Source organism: Wenzhouxiangella sp. 15190 (genome assembly GCF_003417465.1).
Taxonomy (GTDB): Bacteria; Pseudomonadota; Gammaproteobacteria; order Xanthomonadales; family Wenzhouxiangellaceae; genus Wenzhouxiangella.
In genome coordinates, this window is the sequence record NZ_QVMV01000045.1 from 35,810 (window position 1) to 48,723 (window position 12,914).

Here is a 12,914-nt window from a genome sequence, read left to right on the forward strand (position 1 = left end):
CGGACGAGCATCTGCTCAGGCGCCAATTCTGGGACTGCAAATGGATTATGTAAAATGATCAATAATCATCACACATGAGATATTTAGATAATGCGCCTGCCTCCGCTCAGGGCCCTGCCGGTGTTCGAGGCCGTCGCCCGTACGCTCAGCTTCTCGGCCGCGGCCGAGGAACTGCACGTGACCCAGTCGGCGGTCTCGCACCAGATTCGCCAGCTCGAGGATCACCTGGGTGAATCGCTGTTCGAGCGCGGCGGCCGCCGCGTCGCGCTGACCGAGCAGGGCGAACGTTACCTGGAGACCGTCGCCCCGGCCCTGGCCCAGATCGAGCGCGCCAGCGAACAGCTGCGCGGTGTCAGTGACTCCCGCATCCGGCTGGCGGTACCCAGCTCCTTCGCCGTGAGCTGGTTGATTCCCCGCCTGCCGCACCTGCAGCGCCAGCATCCCGAGCTCGATGTCGACCTGGAAATGCTCGCCGACATGCCGCTGATGTCCGAACGCCTGGCCGATTGCTACATCACCTTTCGCTACAAGCAACGCGGCTACCAGTCGCAGCGCCTCTACGTCGAGCGCTTGTTCGCCGTGTGTTCACGTCAGTACTGGAACCATATTCGAGACGAACTCGACGATGCCGGTCTGCGGAAGAAGGGTGGTGGCGCCATACGGCCCGAGTGGCTTGCGCGCTTTACCCTGCTGTCGGCCGCCAGCATCTTCGAGCGCCCGGGCGAGGACTGGCGCCGCTGGTTCGCCGCCGGCGAGGCGAAGCTGCCACCCGACGCGCACGTTCAGCACTTCTCGCACATGTTGCTGGCCCAGGAGGCGGCGCGTCACCACCAGGGCATCGCCCTGTCGAACGACTACATGCTCGATACCGCAACCGACCCGGACCTTGTGCGCCTGCCCACCCATGAGTTCAGAACCGGTGACGAATTCCACTTCGCCTGCAAGACCTCGCGTATGAACGAACCGGGCATCCGCCACCTCTCGCAATGGCTGGTCAAACAGGCCGAGGCCTCCGGCTGGAGCCGCTAGGAAGTTTCTCTATCATCTGCAGGCTCGTGGCCTTGCTCGGCGACTGGGCAGCCGCGCTAAAGGAAAGACGCGTCAGGGCTTGAGCAGATCCGGCTGGCTTTCCGTGCGCACCGGTTCGAAGTCGCGCACCTTTTTGCCGCCGTAGAACACCAGCTTGAACTCGGCGCGCGAGACTGGGACGTAGCGCTCGTTGCCGCCGATCTCCACCTGCTCACCGTCGGTGACGGCATAGCCGTCGTCGCCGACGCGCACCACCATGGTCGCTTTCGAGCCGGTGTGGCAGATGGTCTTGAGTTCCTTGAGATTGTCGGCCCAGGCCAGAAGGTACTGGCTGCCTTCGAACAGCTCGCCGCGGAAATCCGTGCGCAATCCGAAGGCCAGCACCGGAATCTTCAGGCGGTCGACTACCTCGGTGAGCTGGTAGACCTGGTCGCGGGTGAAAAACTGCGACTCGTCGGTCAGTACGCAGTGGATGTTGCCGGAGTCGAGTTCGCCCTGGACCAGCTCGAACAGCTCGTCTTTGGGGCCCACCGCCAGCGCCGGCTGTTCGATGCCCACGCGGGAACGGATCACGCCGCCGCCGGCGCGGTCGTCAATACCGGGACTGAGCAGCAGCGGCCGCATGCCGCGTTCGAGGTAGTTGTAGGCCGACTGCAGCAAGACCGTGGTCTTGCCGGCATTCATGGTCGAATAATAGAAATAAAGCTTGGCCATGCTCGAACGTTCAGTCCGCTTCGTGCCGATCCACCCAGACGTCGAACCAGACCGCATTCAGGTTCTCTTGTTCATCCAGCCAGTCACTCAGGGTCGATTCCACCAGCCGGCAATCGTCACAGTCTTCGCGGCGATACAACAGCAGGTAGAGGTCGGCCTCGGGCAGGTCTTCATGGGTGTAGGGCTCGCCCTCGGGCGTGAGCGTGCGATCGAGGAGCCGCTCGAGGTTCACCATCGAGCGCTCGCGTCGACCGTGCTCGTAGGTCAGACCCAGTTCCCGCTCGAAGCCGCGCCGGAATCCCAGCAAATGCCAGGCGCTGCTCCGGTCGGTGAAATAGACGAAAAGCTGCGGCACCTTCACCACGATGCCCTCGCGCTGGGCCTGCGCACGCAGGTTGCCCACGAAACGCTGCTGCGCCTGCATCACGTCTTCGCGCTGGTGCAGCTCGATGCGGGTGACATCGGCAGCGAAAGATGGCGCGGCGGACAGGCTGGTCAGCACGATGGTGAGGCAAAGGAGTAATCGCATAAACAGCAGTATATCGTTTCCGGTGCGCAGGCCGACGTCGGAAAATTCCGGCCTGTAGAATCGACTATCCGCTACAATGCCGCGCCCATGTCGAAGCCCGCCATAAAACTCAACCCGGCCCAGCACACTGCGGTCACGCATATCGACACGCCGCTGCTGGTCCTGGCCGGGGCGGGCTCGGGCAAGACGCGGGTGATTACCGAGAAGATCGCCTGGCTGATCGACAAGGGCCACTACGGTGCGCGCGAGATTGCGGCGATCACCTTCACCAACAAGGCCGCGCGCGAGATGAAGAGCCGCATCGGCAAGCGGCTGGGGCGCAAGAAGGTGGAGGGCCTGACCATTTCCACCTTCCACTCCCTGGGCTGGCAGATTCTGCGATCCGAGCCGGAAGCCGCCGGCCGGCGCAAGGGCCTGAGCATTCTCGACCAGCACGGCGCCGGCGACCTGGTGCGCGAACTGCTGCCCTCGGGCGCGCCCAACGACATGGTCTACGCGGTGCAGGCCGGGATCGGACGCTACAAGGATGCCGGGTTGAACGTCGAGCAGGCGCACGCCGCGGCAAAAAGCGAGAATGCCGCCCGCGCGGCCGAGATCTACGCTGGCTACCAGGAACGACTGGCCGCGCTCAACGCCGTGGATTTCGACGACCTGATCGCGATTCCGGCCAGGATGCTCGAGGATCCCGTGCTGCGCACGCGCTGGCGCCACAAGCTCAAGTACCTGCTGGTCGACGAATACCAGGACACTTCCGAGGCGCAGTATCGCCTGCTGGGCAGATTGACCGCCGACACCGGTGCCTTCACGGCGGTGGGTGACGACGACCAGTCGATTTACGGCTGGCGGGGCGCGCGGCCGGAAAACCTGGTCAGCCTCAAGTCCGACTGGCCCAATCTCGAGGTGGTCAAGCTCGAGCAAAATTACCGCTCCACCGGCTATATCCTGACCGCCGCCAACTCGGTGATCGCCTGCAATCCGCACGAGTTCGAAAAGCAGCTCTGGAGCGAGCGCGGCCCCGGTAACAGGATCGAGATCGCCGAGTATGCCGACGAGGCCGACGAAGCCGAATCGATCGCACGCGCCATCATTACAGAGGTACACGGCGGCCACGCGCGCTACGGCGACTGCGCCGTGCTCTATCGCTCCAATTTCCAGGCGCGGGCGATCGAACAGCAACTGCGCGAGTACGGCCTGCCCTACGTGGTCTCGGGCGGGCCGAGCTGGTTCGATGCGCGCGAGGTGCGCGACTGCCTCGCCTATCTGCGCTTGCTGGTCAATCCCGAGGACAACCCCGCCTTCATGCGCGTGGCCAACGCGCCGCGGCGCGGACTGGGCTCAGGCGCGATGTCGCGCCTGGCCACCTATGCCGACGCCACGCACAAGAGCCTGTTCGAGGCGGCCATCGATCCGATGTTCCAGTCCGAGCTGCCGACCCAGGCGCAGCGTGGTTTTCGCTCGTTCACCAACATGCTGATCGACTTCAACGACCGGGCCGAGCGAAACAGCATCAGCGAAGCCTATGCCGAGATGCTCGACCACATGGGTTACATCGAGTGGTTGATTGACACCGACGACGACCCGAAAAAGGCCGATCGCCGCCGTCGATCAATCAAGGACCTCACCGGCTGGGTCGAGCGTCTGAGCGCCGACGTGCAGTCCGGCGAGGAGCTGATCGCCCGGGTCTCCCTGGCCGCCGGTCCCGACGACGATCGGAACGACGGTGCCGACATGGTGCGCCTGATGACCCTGCACGCAGCCAAGGGGCTGGAATTCTCACGTGTCTGGCTCGCGGGATGCGAGGAAGGCCTGATGCCGCACACCCGCTCGGTCGACGAGGACAGCATCGAGGAAGAACGCCGCCTGATGTACGTCGGCATCACCCGCGCGGAGCGCAAGCTCGCGATTTCCTACGCGCGCCGTCGCCGCCGCGGCGGTGAACAGGTCGAGACCACCCCCAGTCGCTTCCTCGACGAGTTGCCCGAAAGCGCCATCTCCTGGCCGGCGCGCCACGGCAGCGAGGAAGCCTCGGCCGAAGACGCCATGGACAACATCGCCGCCTTGAAGGCCATGCTCGAAGGCTGAGCGGCAGAAGCGAGACAAAAGCGCTTTAACCGCAAAGACGCAAAGAGCGCAAAGAATATAGAACCTGAAAGATGGAAACCACGGAAGACGCGGAAAGCACGGAAACAAGGAATTAGTTTTTCATTCCGCGCCTTCCGTGATTTCCGTGGTTCCTCGGTTTTTGTTCTGTCCTTGTCGTTTCTCGCGTCTTCGCGGTTATTCGCCTTTGACCATTACGCACCAGGCGAGACCACAAGCGGATGCCCCCAAACCTCGAAAACGCTATGATGCCCAACATGGCACACAAGCGGATCAAGCTGGTGGTGGCCGTCATGGCGATGCTGGCACTGGCCGGCTGCGATGCGGGCGAGCCCTACGTGACGGTCGAGGGCGAGCGCTTCAGCGTCGAAATCGCCGCCGACAACGCCACCCGTGCCCAGGGCCTGATGTTTCGCGACGAATTGCCCGCCGACCACGGCATGCTGTTCATCTTTCCGAATGAACGGCCGCGCTCGTTCTGGATGAAGAACACCCGCATCCCGCTCGACATCATCTACCTCGACCGCGACCTGGAAGTGGTCAGCATCAGCGCCGATACCCCGCCGTGCCGATCGCGCACCGGACGCTGCCCGAACTATCCCAGCGACGGCCCGGCAAAGTACGTGCTCGAAATCAACGGCGGGCTGGCCGCGGAGTACGGCATCGAGCCGGGGGATCGCATCCAGGTGGGGAATGTCGCGCAACTGGAATCCCGCGACCAGGGGAAATGACTGCACCACCTGTCGTCCCGGCCACCGAGCCGGGACCTCGCAGGCGCGGAATCTGTACGGCCTAACGCAGTGCCACCCGGAAAGCTGCGAGATCCCGGATAATCGCTCGCGCGATTTCCGGGACGACATGGCACGATGGAGGCTCAACCGGGTGATAAGCTCGGGGTTTAGCTTCACCTCCAGGCGCAGCAAGCATGTGGATCTTCAAGAAACTCTTCGGCCCCTTCCAGCGCTTTCTAGAGCGGCGGCGCTTTCCCACCCTGTTCCTGATCCTGGCCGGCCTGTTCGGCGCCAACCTGTTCATCCCGGATCCCATTCCCTTCATCGACGAAATGATCATGCTGGTCGTTACCGTCATCGTCGGCGCCTTCCGCGAGCGGCGAAAGAGCGACTCGGATGAAAGCGAGGCGTCTTCCTCAAAGGAATAAATCCAGGGAACCACGGAAGACACGGAATTCACGGAAAGAGTTTTTCCGTCAACATTTTCAGAGACTCGGACCCGACGTGGGAGCGGCTTCCAAGCCGCGATGCAAAGCTGGACCGGGAGGTCGCGGTCTGGAGACCGCTCCCACTTGGGATCGAGGGCTCCTGGGTGCCACCGGGATTTTCTTCCGTGATTTCCGTGTCTTCCGTGGTTCCAGGTTTTTAGCCGAGCTCAACCCGTCTCTGCGATATCCTGACCGGTATGAATCTACCTGCTACCACTGCGCAACCCATTACCCTCCTGCAACTTTCGGACAGCCACCTGTCGAAGGACCCGCAGGCCCGCTATCGCGGCCAGCCCGCCGACGCCAACCTGGCCAGCCTGCGCCCGGGCATTCAGGATCTCTCACCCGACACCATCGTCCTGTCCGGCGATGTCTCCGAGGACGGATCGCCGGAATCCTACTGGCGCATGGGCGGCTTCGTGCGCGATCTGGCACCGCGGATTGCCTGGATCCCCGGCAACCACGACGAACGCGGGGTCATGGCCGAGGTTTTCGATGAACTGGATTTCGAAGCCGGGCCGCTGATCGAAGACGGCGGCTGGCAGATCGCGCTGCTCGACTCGGCCTGGCCCAACCGACCCGAAGGCGAACTGACCGAGAAACGCCTGGCCGGGCTGGAGAACCTGGCCGAGGACAAGCCCGCACTGGTGTTTGTCCACCACCAGCCCCTGGCGGTCGGTTCACCCTGGATCGACAAGTACCCGCTGATCGAGCCGGCACGATTGTGGGAGCGCCTGGCTGGCAAGCCCGTCAAGGCGGTGGCCTTCGGCCATGTCCATCAGATTTTCGAAGGAGAGCATGACGGGGTGGCCTGCCTGTCGGCACCCTCGACGGCCGCCAACGGCGTACGCGAAGCGCCGAAATTCAGCCCGAGCGAGCAGGGCCCCTCCGCGCGCTGGTTCCGGCTGTGGCCGGACGGCAAATGGGAGACGGGAATCTTCGAAGCAACCGGAATCTGAACAGAGATCAGGTAAGTTCAGGCGTTGGATTCCGGAAGAAGCCGCCGCAGAGCGTAGCGAGCGGGCGAGTGACGGTGGCCGCCGGCACGCAGTAACCGCAGTGTATGTAGAAGATACATGAGGATTGCGAGTACCGCCGGACGCCGTCAGTCGCCCGCGCAGTAGCTCTGCGGCGGCTTCTTAGATTTCGACCATCTCGAAGTCTTCCTTCCCCGCCCCGCAGTCGGGGCAGACCCAGTCCTCGGGAACATCTTCCCAGCGGGTTCCGGGCGGGATACCGTCATCGGGCCAGCCTTCTTCCTCTTCGTAGATGAAGCCGCAGACGATGCACATCCAGCTCTTGAAGGGTTGCTCTTCGCTCACGCGTTAAAATCCGTATTGGGAAATCAGATGCGCATTCTAAATGATGGAGCTCGTCTCCGGCAGCGTACCTGCTCGCCGTCGGGGCCGGATGCCGTAAACTGGTTGCCCGAAATTTCGACCCGTGCATGCCAATTCCAGGAGTTGTTCGAAACGCCATGACCGTCAGCCACGACCTGTTCACCCGAGCCTGTGCCCGCATTCCCGGCGGCGTCAACTCGCCCGTACGCGCCTTTTCCGCCACCGGCGGCGAGCCGATTTTCTTCGAACATGCCGAAGGCGCCTACATGTTCGATGTAGACGGCAAGCGCTACATCGACTACGTCGGCTCCTGGGGCCCGATGATCTGCGGCCATGCCCACCCGCACATCATCGAGGCCGTACAAAAAGCTGCCGCCAAGGGCCTGAGCTTCGGCACGCCCGCCGAAGGCGAGGTCACCATGGCCGAAATGCTGTGCGAGCTGATTCCCTCGCTGGAACGCGTGCGCATGGTCAACTCCGGTACCGAGGCGACCATGTCGGCCCTGCGCGTGGCGCGTGCGGCCACCGGCCGTGACCGCTTCATCAAGTTCGAGGGCAACTACCACGGCCACGGCGACAGCTTCCTGGTCAAGGCCGGGTCCGGTGCGCAGACCCTGGGCGTGCCGACGTCACCGGGCGTGCCCGCCGCGCTGGCGGAACTCACCCTCAATGCCCGGTACAACGACCTCGACAGCGTTCGATCGCTGTTCGACCAGTATCCGGACGAGATCGGTTGCGTCTTCGTCGAACCGGTGGCCGGCAACATGAACTGCGTGCCGCCCGTACCCGGCTTCCTGGAAGGCCTGCGCCAGATCTGCGACGAGTACGGCGCCGTCCTGGTCTTCGACGAAGTCATGACCGGCTTCCGCGTCGGCCCCACCGGCGCCCAGGGCCGCTACGGCGTCACTCCCGACCTGACCACCTTCGGCAAGGTCATCGGCGCGGGCATGCCCGTCGGCGCCTTCGGCGGCAAGCACGAGATCATGAAGCTCATCGCCCCGGAAGGCCCCGTCTACCAGGCCGGCACGCTGTCGGGCAACCCGGTTGCCATGGCCGCCGGCATTGCCAACCTGGAGCTATTGCGCGAGGAAGGCTTCTACGAAAAGCTCGAGGCCCGCACGACGCAACTGGCAGAGGGCTTCAAGCAGGCCGCCGACAACGCCGGCGTCCCCATGGCCACCGTGGCGGTGGGCGGCATGTTCGGTTACTTCTTTACCGACGCCGAGCAGGTCACCAACTTCGACCAGGCCGCCGCCTGCAACATCGAGCACTTCAAGACTTTCTTCAATGCGATGCTCGATGCCGGCATCTACCTGGCCCCCTCGGCCTTCGAAGCCGGCTTCGTCAGCAGTGCCCACACCGCCGCCGACGTCACCGAAACCGTGGGCGCGGCAGGCGAAGCGCTGAAGAAGATCGCGGACTAAAAAGCATCGAAGGGGATGCCGGTCGGGCCGGAAGTTGCCGGGCCCGGCGGAGTGGGCTAGTGTACCCCGTCACTCATTGTGTAACTTATAGAGCGTGCCTGAGCCGACAGTGCAAGGCGCGACCCGCAGTGAATGGCAGCGCCCTTTGCAAGGGGCGCAACACGGGCGACGGCTACGCTCGCATGGCTTTTTTCGCTCCGCGAAAGCCGCCATGCGGCTCCGCCTGCCCTGCAATGTCGGTTCAGGCGCGCTCCCGAAGGGCGAGCCGGAGAGCGTTCATCTGCGGCGTTCTGTCTCTTGAAAATGGCCCCACCATTCCCTGCGAGACAGGCCTTGCAGCTAAACGCTCTCCGACTCGCTATAAGTTGCAGAATGAGTGACGGGGTACACTAGCATCCCAGAGGAGCAAGGGGATGGCGCTGATCCGGCGACGACCCCTTGATGGAGGGAATCGGCCTCACCGAATGCGGGGCCACCCCAACAGAAATTTCCAGGAGCGCATGGAATGAAAGTAGGTGCACCGAAAGAGACCGCAGCGGGTGAAGCGCGGGTTGCGCTGACACCCGAGAGCGCGGGCCGGCTTCAGAAGCTGGGCTACGACTGCCTGGTCGAAAAGGGCGCGGGGCTGGCGGCCTCGTTCACCGACGAGGCGTACGAAAAGGCCGGCGTGGAAGTGGTCGATTCGGCCGAGGCGCTGTGGCAGCAGGCCGACATCATCGTGAAGGTGCGCGAACCCTCCAATGAGGAAATCGAGGCCGCGCCCGAGGGCAAGACCCTGATCAGCTTCGTCTGGCCGGCCGAGCACGAGGACCTGCTCGAGAAGATGAAAGCCAAAAACATGTCCGTGCTGGCCATGGACATGGTGCCGCGCATCAGCCGGGCGCAGAAGATGGACGCGCTGTCGTCGATGGCCAACATCGCCGGCTACCGCGCCGTGATCGAGGCGGGCAACAACTTCGGCCGCTTCTTCATGGGCCAGATGACCGCCGCCGGCAAGGTGCCGCCGGCCAAAGTGCTGGTCGTCGGCGCCGGCGTAGCCGGGCTGGCCGCCATCGGCACCTCGACCTCGCTGGGCGCCATCACCCTGGCCTTCGACGTTCGCCCCGAAGTGGCCGAGCAGATCGAGTCGATGGGCGCGGAATTCGTCTACCTCGAGTTCGACGAGGAAGAACAGCAGGACGGTGCCGAGACCGGCGGCTACGCGGCGCCGTCGAGCCCGGAGTTTCGCGAGAAGCAGCTCGAGAAATTCCGCGAGCTCGCACCCGACGTCGATATTGTCATCACCACCGCGCTGATTCCCAATCGCCCGGCGCCGGAGCTGTGGACCGAGGACATGGTCGAGGCCATGAAGCCCGGTTCGGTGATCGTCGACCTCGCCGCCGAGCGCGGCGGCAACTGCACGCTCACCAAGAAGGACGAGCGCATCGTCACCGACAACGACGTGACCATCATCGGCTACACCGACTTCCCCAGCCGCATGGCCACGCAGTCATCCAATCTATACGCCACCAACATCCGCCACATGCTCGACGACCTCACGCCGGAGAAAGACGGCACGCCGGTGATCGACATGGAAGACGACGTGATCCGCGGTTCGCTGGTCTGCTACGACGGCGAGATCACCTGGCCGCCGCCGGAACCCAAGACCAAGGCCATCGCCTCGGCCAAGCCGAAGAAGAAGGAGCCGGAAGAGACCAAGGAAGAAAAGGCCGAGCGCGAGGCCACGGAACTGAAAGCCTCGCTCAACCGCACCGGCTGGATGCTGGGCATCGGCGGCCTGCTGTGCCTGGGCGTGGGGGCGGTGGCACCGCCGAGTTTCATGCAGCACTTCATCGTGTTCGTGCTGGCGGTGTTCGTCGGCTACCACGTGATCTGGGGCGTGGCGCACTCGCTGCACACGCCGCTGATGGCCATCACCAACGCGATCTCGTCGATCATCATCGTCGGCGCTTTGCTACAGGTGGCCTCGTCCAACGCCACGGTGATGTGGCTGGCCGCGGCTTCCATATTGATGGCCTCGGTGAATATCTTCGGCGGCTTCCTCGTGACCCGCCGCATGCTCGCCATGTTCAAGCGCAGCTAAAGGAATAACGATGCCTATCGGACTGATCACTGCCGCCTACGTCGTCGCGGCCGTACTCTTCATCCTCGCGCTGGGCGGGCTCGCCAACCAGGAAAAGGCCAAGCGCGCCATCTGGTACGGCATCGTCGGCATGGCGCTGGCGGTGTTCGCCACCATCGGCACGCCGGGTGTCGGCCAGTATCCGCTGATCGCGCTGCTGGTCGCCATCGGCGGCCTGGTCGGCTGGTTCGTGGCCAAGCGCGTGCAGATGACGCAGATGCCCGAACTGGTCGCCGGCTTCCACAGCCTGGTCGGCCTGGCCGCGGTGTTCATCGGCATCAACGCGCACCTGGAAATGACCGTCGCACTCGCCGCGAAAGAGGCCGGCACCGTCGCCGAACTGGCCGGTTTCGCGGCCACCATCGCCAAGAAGTCGGCGGTGGAACTCAGCATCCTGCAGGTCGAGCTGTTCCTGGGCATCCTGATCGGGGCGATCACCTTCACCGGCTCGATCGTCGCCTACGGCAAGTTGTCCGGAAAGCTCAGCTCCGCCGCACTCACGCTGCCGGGCCGCCACATGCTCAACCTCGTCGCCGTCATCGCCTGCCTGGTGCTCGGCGGGCTTTACCTGGGCGGCGCGGGCCTGTGGACAATGATCGCCGTGGCCGTCATCGCCGGGCTGATCGGCTGCCACCTGATCATGGCCATCGGCGGGGCCGACATGCCCGTGGTCGTGTCGATGCTCAACTCCTACTCGGGATGGGCCGCGGCGGCCATCGGCTTCACCCTGGGCAACGATCTGCTCATCGTCACCGGGGCGCTGGTCGGCGCCTCGGGCGCGATCCTGTCCTACATCATGTGCAAGGGCATGAACCGCAGCTTCGTCTCCGTCATCCTTGGCGGCTGGGGCGGGGAGTCCAGCGGCTCCGCGGAAGTCGACGGCGAGATGGTCGCCGCCGACGCCGATGCCGTGGGCTCGGCGGTGGCCGATGCCGATAGCGTGATCATCGTGCCCGGCTACGGCATGGCCGTCGCCCAGGCGCAGACCGCGGTGTCGGAGCTGACGAAGAAACTGCGCGAGCAGGGCAAGAGCGTGCGCTTCGCCATCCACCCCGTCGCCGGCCGGCTGCCGGGGCACATGAACGTGCTGCTGGCCGAGGCCAAGGTGCCCTACGACATCGTGCTCGAAATGGAAGAGATCAACGAAGACTTCCCCGACACCGACGTGGTCATCATCATCGGCGCCAACGACATCGTGAACCCGGCCGCCCAGGACGACCCGGGCAGTCCGATCGCCGGCATGCCGGTACTGGAAGTGTGGAAGGCAAGACAGGTGTTCGTGTGCAAGCGCGGCAGCGGCACCGGCTACTCCGGCATCGAGAACCCGCTGTTCTTCAAGGACAACACCCGCATGTTCTACGGCGACGCCAAGGCCTCGATGGAAGCGCTGCTCAAAGAACTCGAGTGAACCCCAAATTTGAACCCCGAATCCGGGCTCGCTAGACTGGCCCCGGGGACGCGGCGTGAATGCGGGCGGGCCACGGCGGTAGCGTGGCCAATCTCACATCCCGTCCATCAGACTCCTCGCGCCCATCGCACCGCGATGGATCACGTGCGTGTAGATCATCGTGGTGCGCACCTCCGAATGGCTCAGCAACTGCTGGCCTGCCGCTTGCCCATATCCGCGGGATGCTTCTTGTCGTGAAACAGAATGAATCGCCGAGCCCAGTGCACGTAGGCCTCTTCGGTGCGAGAGCTGTAGTGCCGGGCCCGAATCGCCGCCCGAAGCCGATCCAGCAATTTGCTCGCCATGCCTGTTCAACCGTATCGAGTGAGCCTACGATTGAAGCGCACCGCATTGAGCGGCAAAATGAGAACAAAGCGCGCTGTGCGGTAGGAAAGTTGCTACTTAAAAGGAAAAGCGCCGCAATGAAGCCGCTCAGGTGTCTGGCCAAAGCTCTGAATTTATGAAGAAACTGCCAATCGAAACCCGTGAGGTCACAATTAAACGGAACTTTGCTTCCCCAATCGACCGCCCCACACTTAATCCACCTAGTTATTAGTTATGTTTCGATCAGGAGATTGGCTTTGTTGAATAGAGCAGCTCTGCTTCTTCGGTACAAAGAGCCAGCCATTCGGTGGATAAATGCTGCCGATCCTAATCCGGCTGCAAAAGAAGTTACCCTCGAAGACGCCAATTTAGACCGCCCTGTGTACTTGATAAGTGACGAGGACGCTGAGACGTCCGAGGCCGTTCGTGGTTGGGTTGAGACGAACTTTAGTGTCCTTTTTGAAAGTGAACTAGAAGGCTGGTATACCGATCCCGATCTCTGGCCTAGACAGCGGTCCCTTGAGCTATTTGACAATTGGTTCTCAGTTGAATGCCATTCTATGCTTTTCGATACGGTCGGCGGGCCAATAGTAGATGATGAAACATAACAAGTCGCTCAAGTACGTTCCGGCCCTGTCGGGCCTCCACCGGACGCGCTTACGCGCG

Annotated in this window: 12 protein-coding genes; 8 read left to right on the forward strand and 4 right to left on the reverse strand. The window is 63.4% G+C overall.

Features of this window, described 5'->3' with window-relative positions; genetic code table 11:
* Positions 1-90 precede the first annotated feature (90 nt).
* Positions 91-1,029 (forward strand): LysR family transcriptional regulator, encoded by a 939-nt coding sequence (locus tag DZK26_RS11605; protein WP_116898844.1) that lies wholly within the window; start codon positions 91-93, stop codon positions 1,027-1,029.
* A 72-nt stretch (positions 1,030-1,101) separates the two neighbouring features.
* Here DZK26_RS11605 and DZK26_RS11610 read toward each other — a convergent pair whose 3' ends face one another.
* Complete coding sequence (locus DZK26_RS11610) at positions 1,102-1,743, reverse strand: thymidine kinase (RefSeq protein ID WP_116898843.1); 642 nt, start codon at positions 1,741-1,743, stop codon at positions 1,102-1,104.
* Between the two features lie 10 nt (positions 1,744-1,753).
* The gene (locus DZK26_RS11615) at positions 1,754-2,272 is read right to left on the reverse strand and encodes a hypothetical protein (RefSeq protein ID WP_147306699.1); all 519 of its coding nucleotides are present in this window, start codon (positions 2,270-2,272) and stop codon (positions 1,754-1,756) included.
* An 87-nt stretch (positions 2,273-2,359) separates the two neighbouring features.
* Between DZK26_RS11615 and DZK26_RS11620 the strand changes: the two genes are divergently transcribed.
* From DZK26_RS11620 to DZK26_RS11635, 4 genes are all read left to right on the forward strand, one after another.
* Entirely contained in the window at positions 2,360-4,354 is a 1,995-nt protein-coding gene (locus DZK26_RS11620) for an ATP-dependent helicase (RefSeq protein WP_116898841.1), read from the forward strand.
* Between the two features lie 275 nt (positions 4,355-4,629).
* A complete protein-coding gene (locus DZK26_RS11625; RefSeq protein WP_220376496.1) occupies positions 4,630-5,103 on the forward strand; it encodes a DUF192 domain-containing protein in 474 nt (157 codons plus the stop codon).
* 194 nt (positions 5,104-5,297) lie between these two features.
* Positions 5,298-5,531: a DUF6116 family protein gene (locus DZK26_RS11630; protein WP_116898840.1), complete on the forward strand. Its 234-nt coding sequence runs from the start codon at positions 5,298-5,300 to the stop codon at positions 5,529-5,531.
* Between the two features lie 257 nt (positions 5,532-5,788).
* A complete protein-coding gene (locus DZK26_RS11635; protein ID WP_116898839.1) occupies positions 5,789-6,550 on the forward strand; it encodes a metallophosphoesterase in 762 nt (253 codons plus the stop codon).
* Positions 6,551-6,730: 180 nt separating this feature from the next.
* Here the strand turns inward: DZK26_RS11635 and DZK26_RS11640 are convergent, their stop codons facing one another.
* Positions 6,731-6,883 carry a rubredoxin gene (locus DZK26_RS11640; protein ID WP_116898873.1) on the reverse strand — a complete coding sequence of 51 codons (153 nt, stop codon included), beginning with the start codon at positions 6,881-6,883 and terminating at the stop codon, positions 6,731-6,733.
* 185 nt (positions 6,884-7,068) lie between these two features.
* Between DZK26_RS11640 and hemL the strand changes: the two genes are divergently transcribed.
* The 3 genes from hemL to DZK26_RS11655 all read left to right on the forward strand — a co-directional run bounded on the left by hemL (position 7,069) and on the right by DZK26_RS11655 (position 11,885).
* Positions 7,069-8,355: a glutamate-1-semialdehyde 2,1-aminomutase gene (hemL, locus tag DZK26_RS11645; RefSeq protein WP_116898838.1), complete on the forward strand. Its 1,287-nt coding sequence runs from the start codon at positions 7,069-7,071 to the stop codon at positions 8,353-8,355.
* A 505-nt stretch (positions 8,356-8,860) separates the two neighbouring features.
* Entirely contained in the window at positions 8,861-10,438 is a 1,578-nt protein-coding gene (locus DZK26_RS11650; RefSeq protein ID WP_116898837.1) for a Re/Si-specific NAD(P)(+) transhydrogenase subunit alpha, read from the forward strand.
* Between the two features lie 10 nt (positions 10,439-10,448).
* Positions 10,449-11,885 carry an NAD(P)(+) transhydrogenase (Re/Si-specific) subunit beta gene (locus DZK26_RS11655; RefSeq protein ID WP_116898836.1) on the forward strand — a complete coding sequence of 479 codons (1,437 nt, stop codon included), beginning with the start codon at positions 10,449-10,451 and terminating at the stop codon, positions 11,883-11,885.
* 182 nt (positions 11,886-12,067) lie between these two features.
* On the opposite strand, the gene DZK26_RS11660 is transcribed toward DZK26_RS11655, so the two are convergent.
* Entirely contained in the window at positions 12,068-12,229 is a 162-nt protein-coding gene (locus DZK26_RS11660) for a phage integrase N-terminal SAM-like domain-containing protein (protein WP_116898835.1), read from the reverse strand.
* Positions 12,230-12,914 lie beyond the last annotated feature (685 nt).

Coding starts and splice junctions, on each gene's coding strand:
- DZK26_RS11635 (WP_116898839.1), top strand. CDS start 5,789: ATGAATCTACCTGCTACCACTGCGCAACCCATTACCCTCCTGCAACTT.
- DZK26_RS11660 (WP_116898835.1), bottom strand. CDS start 12,229: ATGGCGAGCAAATTGCTGGATCGGCTTCGGGCGGCGATTCGGGCCCGG.
- hemL (WP_116898838.1), top strand. CDS start 7,069: ATGACCGTCAGCCACGACCTGTTCACCCGAGCCTGTGCCCGCATTCCC.
- DZK26_RS11630 (WP_116898840.1), top strand. CDS start 5,298: ATGTGGATCTTCAAGAAACTCTTCGGCCCCTTCCAGCGCTTTCTAGAG.
- DZK26_RS11650 (WP_116898837.1), top strand. CDS start 8,861: ATGAAAGTAGGTGCACCGAAAGAGACCGCAGCGGGTGAAGCGCGGGTT.
- DZK26_RS11625 (WP_220376496.1), top strand. CDS start 4,630: ATGGCACACAAGCGGATCAAGCTGGTGGTGGCCGTCATGGCGATGCTG.
- DZK26_RS11655 (WP_116898836.1), top strand. CDS start 10,449: ATGCCTATCGGACTGATCACTGCCGCCTACGTCGTCGCGGCCGTACTC.
- DZK26_RS11610 (WP_116898843.1), bottom strand. CDS start 1,743: ATGGCCAAGCTTTATTTCTATTATTCGACCATGAATGCCGGCAAGACC.
- DZK26_RS11620 (WP_116898841.1), top strand. CDS start 2,360: ATGTCGAAGCCCGCCATAAAACTCAACCCGGCCCAGCACACTGCGGTC.
- DZK26_RS11640 (WP_116898873.1), bottom strand. CDS start 6,883: ATGTGCATCGTCTGCGGCTTCATCTACGAAGAGGAAGAAGGCTGGCCC.
- DZK26_RS11605 (WP_116898844.1), top strand. CDS start 91: ATGCGCCTGCCTCCGCTCAGGGCCCTGCCGGTGTTCGAGGCCGTCGCC.
- DZK26_RS11615 (WP_147306699.1), bottom strand. CDS start 2,272: ATGCGATTACTCCTTTGCCTCACCATCGTGCTGACCAGCCTGTCCGCC.